Consider the following 23,103-nt stretch of genomic DNA (forward strand, 5'->3'; position numbering starts at 1 on the left):
GCCAATCTTGCAACCCTTCGGACAGACTTTACAGATTCAGTGGCATGGGCGGCAGACAGCCTGCGTACCCTTGCAACAAAAATAGCAGATGACAGCACTTATTTTGCCGGGCTGCTGAGCACAGGAAATGCAGGAGTACTTGCTAAGATCGCAGCCGACAGTACCTATTTTGAAGCACAACTTGATGCCGACAGTACCGCGTTACAGGCAGAACTGGATGCTACACAGAGTGGTGCCGGTCTTGCAGCCAACGGCGCTTACAGTGCCAACAGTTCAACAACGTATTTAGGAACAGCAACCAGTCTGGTTGATGCAGATGAAATACTGGATGCCAATCTTGCAACCCTTCGGACAGACTTTACAGATTCAGTGGCATGGGCGGCAGACAGCCTGCGTACCCTTGCAACAAAAATAGCAGATGACAGCACTTATTTTGCCGGGCTGCTGAGCACAGGTAATGCAGGTGTACTTGCTAAGATCGCAGCCGACAGTACCTATTTTGAAGCACAGCTTGATGCCGACAGTACCGCGTTGCAGGCAGAACTGGATGCTACACAGGCCGGTTCAGGACTGGGAACAGATGGCAGCTATACAGCAAACGGATCAACCAGTTATATAGGTGGTGCAACAACGCTTAAAGGCGCAGACGATCTTCTGGATGCAGCCATCAGGGTAAATGCAGACTCGGTAGCTAACTACGCAGCTTACTTTGCCTCACAGGCGGACAGCAACCAGGTTTACCGCGACAGTATCAATGCACTGAGCGCAGCCGTTGCAGCTGCAGGAACAGACAACACAGCCCTTCAGGGTGAAGTTGATGCGATTGAAACTGGTACAGGTCTTGGAACAGACGGCACATATACCGCCAATGGAACTGCGAACTACATCAGTGGCGCAACCAGTTTGATGAATGCAGATGATCTTCTGGATGCCGCGATAAAAGTAAACAGCGATTCTGTGATCAACTATGCATCATATATCAGTGCCCTGCAGGATAGTGATCTTGTTTACAGGGATAGTATTAATAACTTAAGTGATTCCATTGCAGCACTGAGAAGTGATCTGGCAGGACTTGATCCTTTGCCTGATCAGACAGGTGCTAACAACCAGGTGCTGATTTCAGACGGTACAAATGCAGGTTGGTCTGCTATTGACAGTGCAAATATTGCGGCTGCTGGAATTTCTATAACCAACATAAAAGAAGGTTCTTCTAACCAGTTGTTGTCGACCAATGCTGCCGGCGATGGTCTGGAATGGATTGACCGAAACACCGTTGGTAAACCCATCGAAGCCGGTGACGGATTAAACATCACTTCATTGAGTGATAGTGACAGTATTGCTGTTAATGTTGATCCTACACAACTGGAGATTGCTAATGATACAGTTCGCATTAAAGATGCCGGTATCAGCACAGCTCAAATAGCAGATGGTTCAGTTACCAGTGTTAAAACATCTGTTTCATTCCCGTCAATTGTAACAGCAAATACTACACTGACCGGCGCACAGCAGGGAGTGGTTCTTGTGAATACAACTGGTGGTAATATTATCGTTACCTTACCGGCTGCAGCAACAGTTCCGGGAACCAGCTATACACTGAAAAATACCGGTACTAACACATTAACAGTTGACGGAAGTGGTGCTGAAACCATTGACGGTGTTGCCACATCGGATATTTCTTCGCAGTTCGGATTTATTACAATTGTATGTGACGGATCTGCATGGTACAAGGTAGCCGATTATATCCCATCATATTTCCAGAATGTGACACCAGGTGTAGTGCAGGCTAACAAAGCGGTTGTTGCTGATAATAACCGGGATATTACCAATTTCAGAAGATTAGCAATTGAAAATACCGGTGCCAACGAGAATGATGCATTCTATTGGGGTGATCCCGATACCGATGGTACCTGGAGGGCAACCAGAACAGCTGCAGGTTTGAAATTCGAAAAACGGGTGAGCGGTTCATGGGAATATATGATGGAAATTGAATAAGGAAAAGGAATACTTTTCTGATTAACTCTTAATAAGCAATATGCGAACAGGTAAAGGAAAATATACCTATAACATAAAAAAAATGAGGTCAGTCGTAACCGTATTATTGTTGGCATTATCTTTTGTTGTTGTAAACGCACAATCCGATCTGCAACCAGCAGGGAATACATTAAATTTTGGAACGGGTAATGATTATGTGGTCATTGATAACCTCAAGAGTTATGATTTTGCCAACAATGACTGGACGATAGGTTTTTGGGTAAAACCGCAGGCAGGAGCTGTTTCCGTTACATCACAGGGATTGATCACAAAACGAAACAATGCGACTAACGTAGCTCCATCTTCACGGTTTAATGACTGGTCACTGATATATGAAACAACATCGGGATTCCTGGAATTTTCATATAATAATAATGCCCCTTTTGTAAGTTCATATGCAGTTCTGAAAAATGATGTTTGGACGCATATTGCATTAAGAAAGTCAAACGATTCCATATTTTTTGTTTACGATGGTATAACCAAAGATACACTTAAGGTAAGTTCTATGGGTAACCATACGACAATTCCCCTGTATCTTGGTTCAGCCCCGGTGAGTGGAACAAACTATAGTTCAGGTTCCTTCTGCGGCTCCTTTGATGAGCTTGTGTTCTGGGATAAAGCTGTCTCCGATGCTTCAATAAATGAAATGATGAACCGGACCCTGACTTCAGCATGGGTAAATGCAAATATTGCAGATGCCACCTGGAGTGATATCCTTGCATATTACCGCTTTGATCAGGGTATACCTTCGGGTTCAAACGCCACGGTGGATACGCTGGCCTCTGAACCGGATCTCATTGCCGGTATAAATACATATAACGGTGTTCTCAATGGATTTACCTTGGCGGGAGATAACGCCAACTGGATTCGTTCAAGTGCACCTTTAGGGGTGATTACCAATACCGGATTGTCATTCCCAAGTTACAACAGTGTCATCATTTCAGGAACACAAACGGGCGACTGGCTTGGAGCTGATCCCATAATTGAACGCGGTATTGTTTACAGTACACTGGATCATTTCGACCCTTATTTCACGTCGGGATCAGCAATGACCTATGTTGCTTCCACGGACCTTTTATCACAAAACAGTTTCTCAACAGAGATTAACGACCTCGTACAGGGACGGGTATATACATACAAAGCCTATATTCTTACTAACTCAGGACACTACGCCTATGGACAGGAACGCATTCTTGCCATGGGACAGGAACCTTCAGGTAATGCCCTGAACTTTGATGGTATTGATGACCATGTGGATGTTTTTCTTGAATCCGCTCAGAACACATCAGAATGGAGCATTGATTTCTGGGTAAAACCGGATGTATCCATAACAGGAACTGACAATGTAATCCTGTACCGTTCTCTTGAAGCTTTTGGCTTCAACACGTTGCGTTTAAATTATGATGCCACGAATGATGAGTTTGATCTCAGAATCCGTGAAGGCAGTTCAAATTCTGATGCAACTGTGTCAGCCAACATTATACCTGATCAGTGGAATCATGTCGCTTTCATTTATAACGGATCAGACATTACGTATTATCTGAACGGAACAAACCAGGGAAATGTCTTTACCGGAGTAAGCCCGGCAATATATAACCTCGAAAAATTAATCATCGGAGCTGATGGCGGATATATAAATCCGTTTAAAGGTGAATTAGATGAATTGCATTTCTGGAATGCCGATATATCTGCTGACATCAATGCTTTAAGGTTTGTTGAACCGGACAAGGAAACACTTGATGCCGCCGGTTATGGCGTAGGTTACAGTGACCTTTACCTGTATTATAACTTCAACCAGGGCGAAGCATTTGGTAATAACTCGGGAACCGGATCTGATCCGAAGATTTCTCAGTTAATCGATCAGGCTGCAAACGGATATAATGCTGACCTGTTTAACCTGGCTCTCGGCAATAGCCTGTATGGTGATTATCAGAACGATACCGTTTCCAACTTTACAGTATCCGGTCTTTATAATCTTCAAACCCTTGAAACGGTATTGGACTTAAGTCTCACTTCGGCCACACTGACAGGTTATATTGAAGGTCCGTGGTTTGATAACGGCCTTACAAACAGAGGTGTTGTAATATCAGAAATTGATAATTTCGATCCTCGCAACAGCGCAGCAGCTGATACCATTATGTTCTTTTCTACTGATCCGCTGACCAACGATACATTTACAATTCAGGTTACGGGTCTTGAAGTTAATACGCGCTATTTTTACCGGGTATTTGCCTTATCTGATGAGGGTGTTCTGACCTATGCCAACCAGGAAGAGCTGATCACAAGTATTGATCCTCCGGGTTATGCACTGGACTTTGACGGCGTTGATGATCAGGTTCAGACACCTGTAACCAAAGGTGATCTCGGGAATGATTATACCATTACCCTCTGGATGAAATATGAAGGTAATCCAACCGGAAACTATTATTCTCCGATTATAGGAGCATATGAAGCAGCAGGAAACTCGGATTTCTCAATTGCCAAAGATTATGGCAATGCACAGTTTTATGTGCGAGACGGTTATGCCAGAGATAACTGGGGTGCAGGAACAACTGCATTTGATGGAAACTGGCATCATCTGGCGTTCAGAATGGTTAATGGTATCGGCTATTTATATATTGATGGTGAACTATTAGCTTTCGACGATTTTGGAGGAGCTGTAGCGGCTGAACAGATATATATTGGTTGGGATCAAAGGTATAACCGTGCTTTCGATGGTAAAATTGATGAAGTACGCATCTGGAATGTTGCACTTGATATGGATGATGTGCGTAAAATGATGGACAGAACCATCGATAACGATTACATCACAAATAATCTGTCAGGCGTGTCAACTGCATCATTACTGGCTTACTACCGGTTTGATACCGGTTTACCCGAAGGCGATAATTCAACAATTTCAGTTGTTCAGGATTTCAGCAGCAGCGGGAATACTGCAAATATGTCAAATTTTGCGCTTACCGGTAACAATTCAAATTTTGTTTATTCAGAGGCTGCCCTGGGATTGCAGACTGTTGATCAGTTGGCTCCGGTAAGCGGGCTGTCTGCTACACTTAAAGGTGCCATTACTGGTATATGGACCGTTAATGCCCCTACATCAGGAGGTTTCTGTTACGCGACAACAAAATCGTTTAATTATCATAGTCAGTCTAAAACGGCAGCAACCTTAACCGGAGATACACTGTCAGCTACCATAGGTTCACTTACAAGGGGTGAGACCTATTATTACAGAGCATTTGGAGTAAATGGAACAGATACCATATGGGGAAATGAAACCAGTTTTGTAGTTGAAGACGATGTGCCCGGTAATGCCGTCTGGCTGGATGGGAATAATGACATCATCGTCAGCTCTGATAATATTGATATCAGCAGTCAGTCGTTTACACTGGAAACGTGGGCCAGAAAATCGGATGCAAATGCGAGAGGCTATTTCTTCGGACAGGGAATTGCCGGAGCTAATGTTGCTTTATATGCCGGATTCAGGGATTATAATACACTTACCATTTCGTTCTACGGTAATGACGTGAATATCGATGTGAATCCTGATGACTTATGGCATCACTATGCGTTTGTATATGATGCCCCCACAAAGACCCGCAGAATATATGTTGACGGTAACCTGCTGACAACATATTCAAATACAAGCCGGGAGCACTTCCTGGGAACAGGCGACTTTTATGTCGGTGGAGGCTTTATGTATGCGGGTGGATATAATTTAGATGAGTTTGACGGAGAGATGGACGAAGTGCGGGTTTGGAAAGCCGTTCTTGATCGTTCCGATATCAGAAAGTTAATGACCCGCACCATAGATCAGTCATGGACAGATGCCGGTTTATCCACAGCGACGTGGAATGACCTTCAGCTGTACTATAGATTGGATCAGGGTATTGCAGGCGGTAATAATAACCAGGAAAGAAGAGTATTTGACTGGTCAGGTAAAGGAAATGACGGTTATGCTGTGAATATGAATTATAGCGGTAGTTCGTCCAATTATGTGGCTTCAGGTGCTAATCTGGGGGTTGAGATTACAGATTTAAACGTAGGTGAAACCACGGCTTCATTCGATGCACAAACTACCGGAATCTGGGTGTCTGGTGCAACTCCCGATGAAGTCGGATTTTTCTATTCCACTCAGTTTGGGTTTAGTGCAGGATCGGGTACCCTGGTATCCTCAGCTTTATCGGGTAATACCTTTAACGGTTCCATTACCGGTTTAGATAGTGCAGAAACATATTATGTTAAGGCTTTTTTACGGTTTGGTTCAGATACAACATGGAGTCCAATGAAACCATTTGTAACTGCAACAAATCCCCCCGGGAATAATTTACTGTTTGATGGCGCAAACGATTATGTATCCATTCCGTATGACAACTCACTTAATGTAAACTCTAATTTTACCGTTGAAGCATGGGTAAAAGGGACATCTGAAAACTGGACCGGCTGGGATGGTATTGTGTACAAGCCTAACAGCTATTGGTTGAGAACGCAGGGAGGACAAAAGAACATGTACTTCTATGTGTATGCAGACGGTGGATGGCGAGGTGTTCAGTATCCTGCACCTACAGGCTTTGATATCAGAGTCTGGCATCACTATGCCGGAGTACTCGAAGATGACACAATTCGTATATACGTGGATGGTGTGATGTATAACGAGGTTGCAATGAACAATACGCTGGACCTTACAGATGAAAACTCCTTGTACATAGGATACACAGCCTATTTTGACGGAAACATTGACGAAGTTCGCATTTGGGATACAGATCTTTCTACCGATGATTTAAAAGAAATTAAAAACAGGACCTTAACTGAAAGCTGGGTTGACGCTAATATGACCAGTGCAAACTGGACAAATTTAAAGGCTTACTATCGCTTCGATCAGGGTATTCCTGCCGGTGATAATACCAATGAGTCGTTTTTCTATGATTTCTCTTCCTATGAAAATCATGGATCACTGATGAATTTTAATTTAACAGGTGCAAGTTCAAACTGGGTCTCATCTTCTGCTTATCTGGGTGTTAAAACACACGAGGTTGTTGCCATTGGTTTTGATGACGCTACAATCAGGGGTAGTTTAACAGGAGAGTGGTATGATAATGTCGACCAGGTCGGCCTGGTTTACAGTGCAACACAGGGATTTGATCCTTCTCTGGCCAACGGGGTGGATATCTTTGAAGAGGTGGCTCAACCCGGTGAAATTAACGGCGATGAGTTTACAATTGATATCGCCGGATTAGTAAGTGGTAAAAAATACTTCTTCCGTGCTTTTGCCCGGATTGATGGAAAAACAACATATGGTGAAGAGAAATTCTTCGCTACTGCAATCAACCCTCCCGGTAATGCGTTGGCTTTCGCAGGAGATGATGATTATGTCAGAGTTTATAACACCGAGACAATATCTCCTACCGATGAGATTACTATTGAATTGTGGACCAAAAACATTGGTGCAACCTGGTCCGATTATTACTGTCTTGTCACCAAAAGAGATGCATATTGGTTATTGCCTGTGAGAGGATCCAAACGCCTCTATTTCAGGGTGTATAACGAGGATCTCACCTACAGACAGATTAACTTCTATATTCCCCAGGGAATTGACCTGGAGGACTGGCATCATTATGCTTTTACCTACGATGGAAGTACAATGAAAATGTACATCGACGGTAAAATGATGCAATCCGGTAATTTTGGTACAACCCTGCCGATTAATCAGTCAGACTATAATCTCCGGATCGGTCGTTCAACGGGAGGAAATTATTACGAAGGACGAATAGATGAAGTCCGGATCTGGAACAAGGCGCTGACAGCAGGTCAGATTGATTACCTTAAAAACAGAACCATTGATAAGGAACTGGTTAACGACATGATTGGTCTGAACTGGACCAATCTTGGAGTGAACTTCAGATTTGACCAGGGAATAGCAGATGCAGAAAACCCGGGTGAACATTACCTTTATGACTTTAGTGGTAATGGTAACAGGGGAATACTTTTCAATTTCGACCTTGTGGGATCGGCTTCCAACTGGGTTGGTTCCGATGCTGCACTGGGTGTGACAACACTGACCGATTTTGAATTTGATAAGGGCAAAGGAACATTTAATGCTGTGACCACCGATTTATGGCACGGTAATTTTACTGACAGAGGTATTGCCTACAGTGATATTCTGAATTTTGCACCTTCTGAAGGAGATGCATTTTCTACACAATCCAGTTCCACGCCGCTGGCTCAGGACACGTTTAACGCTGTGGTGAACGGACTTACCTCCCGCGAGATGATTTTTTACCGTGGGTATGCCACAACGGATAACGTACATTATGCATATGGGGAATCCCAGGCCTTTGTTCCTGGTATTAATCCTCCCGGAAATGCATTGGATTTTGATGGCGTTGATGATTACATTCAGGTAGGACATTCCGGTTCTGTGAGTCCGGAAGAGGAACTTACCGTAGAATTGTGGGCTAAAAATGACAACGCACTCTGGTCAAGCTACGGAATGGTTTACAAACCAAACGAATACCGACTTTTACCTTATCCGAATAATGATCAGATACAATTTCTTGTATGGACATCTGATAATTCATCCAGATCGGTAAACTACAATCCGCCGGCAAGTTTTGATTTAACGCAGTATCATCATTATGCCGGTACCTACGATGGATATGAAGTAAGAATATATGTAGACGGCTTTCTGAAAGCCAGTCAGGATTACGGCACATTTATGCCGATCCGGGATGATCAGCAGCAGGATCTGCTCATCGGTCAGTATAATGGTTCAAACCATTTCCAAGGGAAGATGGATGAATTGCGCATATGGAAGAAAGCGCTGACTGCCGACGAACTTCAGGAAATGATGAACCGTACCATCGACAGAGCCTTTGTAGACAGTCTTGGACTAACTACTCTGACTTATGATGATCTGGGTATGTACATGCGGTTCGACCAGGGAGAAGCAGGTGGAAACAATACCAAAATTCCGATCGTATATGACTATACCGGAAATAAAAACTTCGGTGGGTTTAACAACTTCGCCCTGCTGACAACAAATTCCAATTTTGTACAGTCAACCGCAGGTATTGGTGTTGCAACGAAAATTGCAACAGCTGTAAGCTTTGACAAAGCAACATTAAACGGTGAACTGACCGGCATCTTCTATGAGGATGTTACCGAAAAGGGATTTGTCTATTCAGATGTGTCATTTGATCCATATGCGCCGGGTGGTGCATCTATTACAAACATTGTTGTACCTGGTGTTGAACCGGGGGATTTTAATGCAGATTTAACAAACCTGGGATTCTTGACCGATTATTATTACAGGGCTTATTATAAAACAGGATTAACGGATTATGTTTATGGTAACGAAGTAAGGTTTACCACCACCCTTAATCCTCCCGGTTATGCCTTGCATTTTGACAGAACCGATGACAGGGTTAATATCTATGATCTGGAAATTAATGATAAAGATACTGTTACAGTAGATTTCTGGATGAACTGGGAAGGTCGTGACAATGTAATGCCTTTGGGATTCAATAATTACGGCTTACGCCTGGTGGGTGGATTTTTCGGATTTTTTACCAACAGTAACGACCTGTATGGTATGGCTGATTCTGAGGACTTGGCTAATAAATGGGTTCATGTAGCTGCTGTTTTTGTACGAAATGATGTGGAAGCATCGAAGCTCTACATTAACGGAGAGGAGCAGGTTCTGGAACAAAGATATACACCACCGACAGAACGGGACTTCGGTGTCGATTTCAGAATTGGGACAATGAATAACACCGGCGGATACGACTATGAAGGTGCGATTGACGAATTCAGAATATGGAACAAGGAACTTACTGCTGCCCAGATTAATGAGGTACAGGACAGAACGCTTGATAAACCGGATGTGGATTCAATCCCCGGATTGTCTTGGGATAATAACCTGCTAGTGTATTATCGCTTCGATCAGGGAAATGCCAACGGCGATAACACCGGAATGACTGAAATCCGTGACTTAAGTAACTATGGTCATAATGGCGAAGTTGAATATTTCACCCTGACAGGCGACCGGGGAAATATTATTGTATCGAATGCGCATATTGGGGTTAAAACGGTACCTGATGTAACAGATCAGGCTAACGATGAAGTAAAACTCTACGGTGAGATCACAGGCATCTGGAATACAACGTTTACCGACAGCGGTTTTGTGTATTCAACTACACGATATTTTGATCCGGAAACGGAAGGGGCACATGTAAGTGCCGATCTGGCCGAATCAGGCAACCGGTTTGCAAAAGTTGTTACGGGTCTTCCAAATTCCACAAAATACTATTTCAGATCCTATGTGGTTTCAGAATGGGATACTCCGGGAGGAACCGTAAGTGATACTGTTTACGGTATTCAAAAGGAATTCCTGACCTCAGGTGTTTATACCACTACCAAATATTCAGATCTTGAGGACGATCAGATTCGGATTTATTACCGTTCAGTTGGTTTACCTTTAACAGGTTCATTAACGTCCGGCATTAAATATTCAGACACGGAAGGTTTTGATCCGGTGACAACGGGAACCGCAGTTGTGGGTTCATCATTTGCCGGTGATACCTTATCGTCTTTGATCAGTGGACTGACAGAAGGGGAAACTTATTACTATCATCCTTATGTCACAAACGGATCCACCACCTTATACGGAGATGAAGCATTCTTTGTAGCAGGATGGAATCCTCCTGGAAATGCACTTAAATTTGAAGGTTCTAATGATAATATTGAGATTGGCCCGGCAAATAAGATCATCACATCATCTAACTTCACAATAACCACATGGCTTAAGTTTAACTATGGTGGTCAGGGTGTGGTTTTCAAAGCGCCACGTTTTGGAAGCACAAATTTTGCAGTAGCCTTATACATCAATCGGAACAGCCTTAATCAGACTGAAGCAGGTAAGATTGACGTCATCTTTTATAATGAATCACAGGATACCGAAGAAGTAACTTCAGTTGGAACCAGCTACAATGATGATAAATGGCATTTTGTAGCTGTGGCGATGGGTGAAAACGGACTGAAGCTGTACATCGACGGCAGACTTGAAGGTGAATCAAATTATCGTTTGTTTACAGCAGGTTTCGGATCTGATCCGGCTTATATCGGTATGTATAATCCTTATGGCACCGAATACCGGGGTGAACTTGATGAGTTCCGGATCTGGAACAGGGAACTTGATATCTTCCAGTTGGATCAGATGATGTATCGCACAATTGATGAAAATTATGTGAACGACAGTATATCCGGTATTAACTGGGATGACCTGCTGCTTTATTACCGTTTTGATCAGGGGATTGCCGCCGGAGATAATACAGGTGAGGATAAGGTATTTGACTATTCCGGATATGCCTGGCACGGGGATTTAACCTATTCTGATCTTACCGGTACAGATGGTAACTGGATGGAATCGACAGCACCAATTGGTGTCGAAACAATGGATGCTAGCGCTGTGTATACCTTAGGAGAAGCAACCATGCAGGGAAATCTGACCGATCTCTGGTATACTGCACCGGTAGATACAGGATTTGTCTACTCCAATACCCAGGGATTCGATCCACCAACAGGAACCGCAATTGATGCCAATGTTCATGTAAATGATTCGTTATTTACCAGGACACTTACAGGACTGGATCCGGTATTAAAATATTACTACAGGGCATATGCCACTGCTGCCAATGGCAGAACGACATATGGTTCTGAGAGGGTCTTTATTCCGGGTGGCGTAAATACGCTGGATACGCTTGGTTTTATTGATGGTGACAATGCTGAGGTATTCGGTATTGTAACAGGAGACTTTACAGGCATTGCCGGTGATACCGGTGTATGGTATGCTCCTGTGCCTGATTTCAATCCTGCCGCTTATCCTTCAAATTATATGGTCTATTCTGGTGCTGCCACCGATACCTTTATGGTGGATCTTATCAGCCTGGATGCCGGAACAAAATATTATTACAGGGCCTATGTTGATGTAACCAGTGGTCCGTACTCGGGAAGCAGGGTATTTGGTGAAGAACGTTCTTTCCGTACGCTTTCAAATCCTCCGGGTAATGCAATAGATCTCGACGGAAGTCTGGATTTTATTAATATGTTCAGTGCAGGTGAAGCTATTGGCGAAAATGCTGCAACCGGATATACATGGGAAGCCTGGATTAATTCCGGTATTGAAACCGGCGATCGTACCTTATGGAGCATGACAGATACGCTTGGCGATTACGAGCGTGTTTGGTTACAAACGGTAACCTACAATTCCGAAAGACGACTCCGGTTAAGACTCGACAATACATATTATTATTCAACATCAAACATTGAAGATTCTGTTTGGCATCATATGGCTTTAACCGTTGATCCGGTTACGCCAAAAACGAGGCTTTATATTGATGGCGAAATGGTCCTTGATCTGGATGTTGCTCATACGATAGAGAAAAATGATATTGCTGCAACCGGTGCCAGACTGTATGACCTTAGAAATGTGGACCGGTTCTTCGATGGGTCCATTGATGAGCTTCGCATATGGAATCATCCGCTGTCACAGAATCAGCTCCGGCAAATGATGTACCGTACCATTGATCAGGCTTATGTGGATACTGATGTGTCTGCCCTGAACTGGAGCGATCTGATCGCATATTACCGTATGGATCTGGGTGTCCCCGGCGCTGATAATGACGAGTACTACGAGTTACAGGATATTTCAGGTAACAACGTCAAAGCATATCTTACGGATCTGGCCTTAAGCGGTCCGGTATCAAACTGGATATTCTCCGGTGCGCCGCTGGGTGTAACAACAGAATCAGCTACTGCATTTACCGATGATGGTGGAAACTTCTATGGTGCTGTAACGGGCGTCTGGTATTCTGCACCAATGGACTCCGGTATTGTATATAGTGCGGTTTCAGGTTTTGATCCGGATACCGTAGCTAAAATCAGTAGCGGCCTTTATACCCCAAATGATACATTTAAGGTTGAAATGCGTGACATTTTTACGCCTGGCCAGTACTACTACTACAGAGCTTATGTTCAGGTTAACGATAGCATCTGGACTTATGGAAATGAAAAAGCATTTTATGCCGGTGGTGTGATTACACTGGATACCGTGACCAATTTAACCAGTGTTGAAGCAACCTGCTTTGGCGAAGTTGTATCTGCATTCCCAACCGCATTGGATACAGGTATTGTGTATTATCTGGTTGAAGGTTCCGACCCGGATACGGTAAATTCATCACAGTTTGTTTCAACCATTCAACAGAATGTTACAACATTCCAGTCTGTATTGACCGGATTAACACCGGCCACACGATATTATTACCGGGCATATGTTGATCTTGGAAGCGGAAATTATGTCTTCGGTGACGAATATTCATTCATTACAGTTTCAACACCTCCGGGAAGAGCACTGGATCTGGATCTGACAAATGATTATATTGAAATCAATCATTCAACTGATCTGAACCCGACAGCTCAGATGTCCTACAGCTTGTGGGCAAAAAGTAACTTTGACCTGTGGACAGCAGCCAGTGGTTATGGCGTGATGCTGAGTAAAGGAGAAGCATACCTCTTCAGAGGAGTCAGAGACTCTAAACAGGTTCAGGCCTATTTCTACTTTGAAGGTTCCGGTTGGAGAAACCTCACCTTCAATCCTGATGAGTACTTCCAGGTTGATGAGTGGCATCATTATGCTGTTACATTCGATGGAAATGAAATGGCACTGTATGTGGATGGTGATCTGAAATCATCTACAACGAATTACAGTGGTTTTACGATCAGGGCAAATAACTCAAATGTTCAGATTGGTCACGACTCCCGTTATACCAATCAGAATGATCAGAATTTCAGAGGACAGATTGACGAATTGCGAATCTGGAACAAAGGTTTAACACAGGCCCAGATTATAGCGATGATGGACAGAAGCATCAGTGAAGATTATCTGGCTGCCAACGTCGCCGGTGTGGACTGGACAAATCTGGAACTGTATTATTCTATGGATGATGGAACACCGGGTGGCGATAATACAGCATTGCTTACCATTAATGACGACAGTGGTAACGGACAGACAGGAGCCTATGTTAATATGAATCTGACGGGAAATACATCCAACTATGTTGCCTCAGGTGCTCATTTTGGCATCGTCACAGATACGCTGGTTTATAATCCCGACCTGACGACTCATATTCTTACCGGACATATCACCGGTATATGGTATACATTACCCGATCAGGTTGGATTTGAGTACAGTACCGCAAGAGACTTTAGCGTTGCACCGGTAAGGGTATACGGACCTATTCAGAATGACAGCAGTTTCAGAGCAACGGTAACAGGGCTGACTCTTGGTGAGACGTATTATTACAGAGCGATTACCGAAGTGGGTTCAGTATCCTCCTATGGATTTACCCGCGTACTCCAGACAATGGAAGGTAACCCGAATGGATTTGTATCCAACGGAAATGCACTGGCTCTTGATGGAAATGATGATTATGTATTCATTGAAAATCCGTCATTGCGTCTTGACAGCCGTTCGTTTACCATAGAGATGTGGAGCCGCAAGCGCTACAATGATTCCTGGGGATATCTGTTCAGCCAGGGATCAGCAACAACAAATTATGGCTTACATGTTGGGTATGCAGATTACAATACCTTACGCTTTAACTTCTGGGGAAATGATGTCGGTATTGATGTGATTCCGGATACTTTATGGCATCATATTGCCTTTGTTTACGATGCATCAACCAAAACAAGAGATATATATTTTGATGGACGCCTGATGCGTTCGTATACCAATGATACCAGGGAGCATTACCTTGGAACGGGAGATGCTTATGTCGGTGCCCGATTAAATGGGGCATACGAGTTTGAAGGCGATATGGACGAAGTTAGGGTATGGACAACCGCATTGGATCAGTCACAGATTAATACCTTAAAGAGCCGTACCGTAGATAGCATTTATATTGAAAATTCTGGTCTGGGATTGTCTTGGGATGATCTGAAACTGTATTACAGGTTTGACCAGGGCACACCTAACGAGAACAATTTCGGCGAATACTATGTATACGATTTTTCTAACCCGAGAAATGAAGGAGCTTTGGTTAATTTCAGCATGGGCGGAGATGAATCCAACTTCATAAGACGTTCAGCACCAATCGGAATAGAGACTACTGAGATTTCAAATATCGGCACAACCTTCGCACATATCGAGGGCCGTGCCACAGATGCATGGAATAACAACATCATTATGCGTGGTGTTGTTTATTCCCCGCTCACTGAGTTCGACCCGGAAAACGTTTCAGATCCTGCTGACACCACCCAGGTGTGGTCCGCTACGGATATGTCTTTAAGTACCTTCAATGTGGATCTGACCGGACTGGATGTTGGTGGTCAGTACAGTTATGCTACCATGGTTGTTGCAGATAACGGCGATACCGCATACAGCAGTGTTGGTGCCTTTAATACCGTTATGGATCCTCCCGGACATGCGCTTTCACTCGATGGTGGCAATGATTACATCTCAATAGTGGATTCTCTTGATATGGCATCCCGATCTTTCTCATTTGAAATATGGGCAAGGAAGCGAACTGAAAATGAAGCAGGTTATTTCCTGAGTCAGGGTCAGACCACAGCCAACTACGGCCTTCATATCGGATACAGAGACTGGAATACGCTGACCATAGCATTTTATGGCAATGATGTTAACGTGGATGTCGTTCCGGATACCCTGTGGCATCAGTATGCATTTGTCTATAATGCAGATACCAAAACACGGACTATTTATATGGATGGTGACAGCATATATGAATATTCTAACGTGTCAAGAGAACACTATCTGGGTAGTGGAGAAACATTTATTGGGCGCTACTTGACCGGTAACTATTTTAACGGTGATATTGATGAAGTCAGAATCTGGCATACTGCACTGACTGATGAGCAGGTTGCGGATCTTGCTTTCCGTACCATCGACAGCACATATATAAATAATAAGGTGCCCGGCCTGCACTGGGACAGCCTTTATGTCAATTACCGGTTCGACCAGGGAGAACCATCATTAAATAACAGTGGGGTAACTTCTGTTTCTGACCTCTCCGGTAATCTTCATACCGGATTACTGACCAATATGGCATTATCAGGAGAGCCATCCAACTGGATTAAATCAACAGCCGGTATTGGTGTAAAAACGGTAAGAAATGCCAGTCCTATTCTGGCATCCTTTGCCACACTTCATTCCCAGGTTACCGGCAGATGGTATTCTGAAATAACGGACAGCGGAATAGTATATAATACTGTCCCGAACTTTGTTCCGCGTGATACAGCTATTGCCTTTGTGTCCGCCAACCAACCTTCTGTTGTGGATACCTTTGTTACCCTGCTTTCAGGGCTGGAACACTCTACGGATTATTATTACAGGCCGTTTGTGGTATCCATTATCGGTGATACCGTTTACGGACAGCAACATATGTTTACAACTGCAGGTATAGCAACCCTGGATTCAGCAGAAAACATAACCGGAACAAGTATTACGCTGTTTGGACGGCTCAATAACCCTGTTCCATCACCGCTGGATACCGGTATTGTAATAAGTGAGACCAGGGATTTTGTGCCCAATACGGGTAATTTCGTGACAGGCTCGTTGTTACCGGCCAGTACAGATACTTATGGTTCAGATATAAGCGGACTGAAACCATCAACTGTTTATTTCTTCAGGGCATACATTTATAATGCAACGGATACATTATACGGTGAACAACGTATGGTTCGTACCCTAAGTAATCCTGCCGGTAATGCGATTAATTTTGACGGCATAGACGACTGGGTTGAACTGCCGTCAGATCTGATGAGCGCATCCGGTTTAAGCGGAAGCGATGAACTGACGATTGAGTTCTATTACAAAGGTACCGACTTGCAATCTGCCATTCGAATTCAGGAAGGAACTGACAATTATATTGTAATCGGTTTCAATAATCCACCAATGGCCATTATGTCCAATAACTCGGGAGTAAGTGGCGCGTTGAGTATATCGAATGTCCGGAATATTGAAGATAATGAATGGCACCATATCGCTATGACCTGGAAAAGAAATACGGCTTCGGGATTCCGCATCTATGTGGATGGTGAAATGGTGGACGATAACTCCAGTACCAATATTCCAATACCCGCATTTACTTCCAATGCAACCGTGTCTCTTGGTAGCTATAATGGAAACGGAGCCTATCCTTTCCTTAACGGTACAATGGATGAAATAAGAATATGGAAAAAGTCACTTTCTCAGGATCAGCTGCAGCGGGTTTATGAGCGCACAATTGATGCAACCTTTGTGGACAACGAGGTTACCGGTTTGTCCTGGACAGATCTTGTGGCCTATTATCGTTCTGACCTTGGTGAAGCCGGGCTGGATAATACATCGATTTACCAGTTCATGGATTTCACTTCCAATGATTTTGACGGAACACCGACCAACCTTGCCTTAACAGGACCGGTGAGTAACTTCATAGAATCAAATGCATTTTCCGGAGTTATTACAACACCGGATTATTATACCATCCCATCGGCGAGTGAGGCAGATGTATATGCTCATAAAACCGGCATCTGGTATGATGCTGTTATAGATAGTGGTGCGGTTTACAGTCCTGTTTCCGGTTTCGATCCGGATACATTACCTTCAGCACGCTTTATTACGGCATTCAGCGTTCAGACAGATACATTTGTAACCCGGCTGCCGGGATTAACAAGTGGACAGGAGTATTATTACCGGGCTTACCTGATAACAGCTACCGGTGATACTGCCTATGGTAATGAATCTGTACTGATAGCAGGCGGAATAGAGACCTTGTCGCAGGCTGACAGGCTTGGTGCATCAATTCTGACTTACGGTAGAATGACTGGGGACTTCCCGACAGCATCGGATACCGGTATGGTATATAGTACTGTAGCTGGTTTCGATCCTGCAGATTATCCTGCCAACTTTGTATCTACAAGCGATGGCGGACGGGATACTTTCTCTGTACAGATCAACAATCTGTTAGTCAACACCGATTACTATTACCGCGCATATATTATCAATGGAACGGATACCATTTACGGATCGCAACGGATGTATCACACCGCTGATAATCCGGCAGGTAACGCATTACATTATGACGGTACCGGTGATTATGTCCAGGTGCTTACACCGATCGCTGCAGAGTTGAATACTGCTGGTGAAATGACGCTTGAGGCATGGGTTAAGCCTGATGACGTGGGAAGTCTGCGAACCGTTCTTGGCTTTACTTCATCAAATGGTAGCGTGAACCGTATTATTGTGTCTGTTGATGTGAATAACCATATTACTGCAATTATCAATTCAACCAACTATCCTTTGATAGGAGGTGGTGTGGATCTTGCTGATGGTGAATGGCACCATGTTGCCGTTGTATCATCTCAGTCTCCGGCAGAAACTAAAGTTTACATTGACGGATTATTAGTGGGTACCGCGAATGAATGGGCCGGATTTAATCCGACAGATATTCTGGGTGTTGGCGTTGAATATAACTATGTTTCCGGTCGGCTTCCGGTATCCCATTACCAGGGTGGTCTGGATGAAATCCGGATTTGGAATAAGGCATTGACTGACGAACAGCGTTATAAATTCCTGTACAGAACAGTATCGGAAGAATATCTGGATACCGTGCCGGGTATAACAGGTGACAACCTTATTGCATACTACAGATTCGATCAGGGGATAGCTGGTGGCAACAACGCCGGTGAAACAAGACTGTTCGACTTCAGTGGAAACGAAAATCACGGCGACCTGATGAACTTCACTCTAAATGGTACAGCTTCAAACTGGGTACAGTCCGGAGCATTGACCGGTGTGGTAACACTCGATAATTATGAACCGCTGTTAACTACAGCATTAACAAAAGGTCTGAAAACCGGCATGTGGTTCAATGGATATGACAGTACGGGTGTGGTTTACAGTGTTGTGGATGGTTTTGATCCGGCAACGGGAACCAGTTTCAGGGACGACGATCACCTTTTGAACAATGATACTATTGAAGCGACGATAAGCGGGCTGTCTGCTGGCGGTGTTTACTATTACCGTTCATATGTGGCAAAAGATGGTGTTATTAAATACGGACAACAGAAATTATTACAGACGGGTGGCGTATATACGCTTAACCGGTATACCGGGGTAAGTGGAGACAGTATTACACTTTATGGTTCTATCGTAGGAAATGTATCTCCCGTTAATTATGGATTTATCTATTCTGAAAACAGTGACCTGTCTGGTGCATTAACAGCTACAACAACGACAATCACAAACGATACATTCAATATTACGGTTACAGGATTAACACCCGGCCAAACGTATTATTTTGCCGCTATCGTAAACACAACCGCACCGGCAACCATTTCCGGTGATACGCTTAAATTTGCAACCTTGTCTAATCCGGCAGGAAATACGCTTGATTTTGATGCTACTGATTCATACATCAGTTTCGGGAACAAGGCAATATCAGAAGCTCTGGCGGTTGTGGCGGATGGTTTGACCGTTGAAACCTGGTTCAATACCACTCAGATTGTCAATCAGCAGGCACTGTTTGGATTCCACAATACAACTGGATCAGTAAACCGGTTCATTATAGATATAACCAATGATGACCGACTGGCTTTATATGTAAATGACGTACAATACATAATTGGTAATGATGTCACGGATGATCAGTGGCACCATATAGCTGTGGTTTCTGAAAAGTCGCCGGCTGCAACACGGGTTTACCTGGATGGAAATCTTGTTTATACCTTAGCTGAATGGGTTGGAATCTTACTGGCTGATCAGCTTGTAATCGGTGGTGAACTGGATAACAGCGCGATTGATGAAGTGTTGTATGGCCGACTGGATGAATTCAGAATATGGGATATGCCGCTGACAACTGCTCAGCTGAATGAAGTTTCCATGGCCGCTTTGGATCAGCCATACGTCAATGGCATAAGTGGTTTAAACTGGAGTGACCTGATTGCATATTTCAACTTTGACTTCAGTGATGAAGCAGCAGACAACAATTCATGGCTGCCTTATCTGCTCGATATTTCAGGTAATGCGAACAATGGTGTGTTTAACAACTTTGCACTTAACGGAACAGAAGGGAACTTTATTCTTTCCGATCTGAATATTGGCGTTAAACCTCTTGGTGTAGTTACCACAGGTTCTAACGATGCAGATGTCCAGGGTGAAGTGATTGGTGCATGGTATGATAAAGCAAATATCAGTCGGGGCATGGTTTACAGCCAGGTTATCGGATTCGATCCGAATGTTCCTGCAGATGTAGAAGGGACACAGGCTGCCGGTACGGATGGTTATGGTGCCTTTACCGTTACCTTAAGTGGTTTAATGGATGGAACAAAATATTACTTCCGGCCATACGCTGAGTATAACGGACAACGGGTATATGGTTCCATTGATTCGCTGAACACCAGCAATACAAGTCTGTACTATGTGGATATTGACGCTGCAGGCGCCAACAATGGCAGCAACTGGGCCAATGCTTACAATTCACTCTCGGATGCGCTTGCTGTGGCAGGTGCTTCTGATACGATATTTGTTGCAGAGGGAACCTATTATCCGGCAGCTGATGTAAACGGTAATGCCACACCGGCTGACAACAGAACCAAAACATTCACCATACGACCGGGTGTTTACCTTATTGGTGGCTTTAACGGTACTGAAAGTGATATTGCTTCACGTGCTGCGACAGGTCTTACCGTACTGAGTGGCGATATTGGTTTACCGGCAGACAATACAGACAATAGTTACCATGTAATGACTGTAAAAGGCTTCTCTGTGGATACACTGAAACTGGAAGGTGTAACCATTCAGGATGGAAATGCCAACGGCACCTTACTTAACAGCTTTGGTGGAGGTATTTACGCCCCGGGATTCCATATTGATATTCACGCATCAACCATTCATAGTAACATTGCAGTTAATGGTGGGGCCATCTATTTTGATGCTTCCAACAGAGGCTGGCTGAACCTGGTGAATACAACGATCTTCAATAATACTGCATCAGCAGACGGAGGGGCCCTGTATCTTTACGGTTTACCGGAACAGATGGAGTTTGATGGTATTAACGACCATGTACAGGTTCCTAACAGTGTGGATGGCAGAAGATACTATACCTGGTATGCAAGAATCAGAACGACGGATACAGAGACAGCAGTCGACAAAACGCTAAGTCCGGCCATAATCAGTGCCGAATCAGGTGATGTTAGCTTCTTTGTTGATAATGGGTATCTCGGATATTATGATACATTTGGTTCTGTGACCTCTGCTGTAACTTCTGCATATGTTGCAGACGGACTGGATCATGAAATTGTTATGGTTCGTGAAAACGGTGTGGTAAGGATTTATGTGGATGGTGTTCAGGTTGACAGTGATATTGCAACCGGAACAAATGTATTCAGTTCAGCGCATCTCCTGTTTGGAACACTCAATACGCATTATGCCGGAAACATATTTGAAATTAAAATTTTCAGCAGGAACCTTTCTGCCGCTGAAGTGGCCAATATAGGTACGGTAAGCACCAATGTGGAGGCCTATTATATTAATACAGGAAATACCGGTGGTGCAGGAGGTACATGGGCTGACCAGACCGGAAATGCCAACCATGGTATTGTGTTTGGTACGCCGGATGTTATCGGATCAGAAGATACTACGGTTTATATTACGAACAGTACCATTGCATCCAATACCTATGGTGATGAATCCGCTATTTATGTTGACGGATCCAAGGTATCTGTATCCAATACCATTCTTTGGAATCAGGGTTCCGAAATTACCGGTGCTGATGTGGAAATAAGGCACAGTATTGTTCGTGGAGGAACCGGAGATAATACATATGATCTGAATAATAACATATGGCCATACGATCCTCTGCTCGATCCGGCAGGATTGACAGATAATGGTGGATTTGTTCAAACGGTTAACCTGTTCTATGGACCTGCTGTGGATGGTGGATCAGCTTTATTCGCTCCTTCACTGGATGCCACAGGCGCTGTCAGAATAGCTGTTCCGGATATAGGTGCTGTTGAATTCGGGGTGAAGACAACCGGGCAGAGCTTTGATATGAATCCTGCCAATGTAAATGTTACAGCAAGCGTTTTCACGGCTTATAATGCCCGAACAATAGAATTCTGGTTCAAACCTGAAACAGCAATGCAAGGCGATTATATCAAACTGAGCGGTTCTGTTGTTATTTCAGTGAATGCCACTGATCAGATCAATGCTTCAGGTATGACTTCTCCGGCTGTTTATATTGACGGTGTAATGACCAGTGTTCTGAAAGCCGGTGTATGGCAGCATGTTGCGGTGGTAAGTTCAGCTGACTTTACCGTGGATGACATTCAGATTGCCAACGTAAGCGGAGAGGTTACCGGTTTGATTGACGAACTTAGGATATGGGATGTTGCCTTGACTGCAGCACAATTGAATGCTATGCGTTTTGTCGAACTGACCAACGATGGTATAAACCTGGTTGACCCGGTAAACCGCTCAACGGTTCTTGCCGGTACATTAGCCTGGAGTAATCTGAAAACTTACTACAGATTCTACAACAGTCAGTTTAATGATATCGCAGGCGGCATGAACGGTTCACCACATGGCGGCGCCGATGTGACAGCTGTGGTTCCTTATACACACTGGTTACCACTGGCAAAAGCTGCAAACTGGGATGTGCCTGAGAACTGGTATTTTGAACAGATTCCGGATTCAGCAAACACCGGTTATGTGGTCCTGAATCAGTCTGTCAGCATTCCGCATATTAATGTAACCGGTAATGCATCGTCTGAAACATTAATTTATGGTTTATTACTGAATCAGAATGCAACCTTTACAGTTGATAATGGCGCACTGGTTATAACCGGTAAGGTATTGAAAACACCTGCAGATGTAAGAGTTAAGCTGCCATCCGGTAAAGTGATGCGCATATTCAATACATTAAATGTATGGGAGTAGTGTTAAATAATGTTAATAATAAATCTTAAATTAACATATATTTTATAATTTAGTCTTAATTTTAACGTGACTTAATATAAAGC

At 43.8% G+C, this 23,103-nt stretch carries 2 protein-coding genes; both read left to right on the top strand.

Features of this window, described 5'->3' with window-relative positions; all coding sequences use genetic code 11:
• Positions 1–1,992 (top strand): autotransporter outer membrane beta-barrel domain-containing protein (locus tag ACE1EF_RS14675; protein ID WP_375721435.1); only part of this gene is annotated, 1,992 nt, incomplete at its 5' end.
• An 82-nt stretch (positions 1,993–2,074) separates the two neighbouring features.
• The gene (locus tag ACE1EF_RS14680; RefSeq protein WP_375721436.1) at positions 2,075–23,020 is read left to right on the top strand and encodes a LamG-like jellyroll fold domain-containing protein; all 20,946 of its coding nucleotides are present in this window, start codon (positions 2,075–2,077) and stop codon (positions 23,018–23,020) included.
• Positions 23,021–23,103: the final 83 nt, after the last annotated feature.

The organism is Quyinboa sediminis, assembly GCF_042219855.1.
Lineage (GTDB): Bacteria > Bacteroidota > Bacteroidia > Bacteroidales > UBA5342 > JBHJHP01.

What these genes read in the sequence shown, in the direction of transcription:
- ACE1EF_RS14680 (WP_375721436.1), top strand. Translation starts at nt 2,075, where the DNA reads ATGAGGTCAGTCGTAACCGTATTATTGTTGGCATTATCTTTTGTTGTT.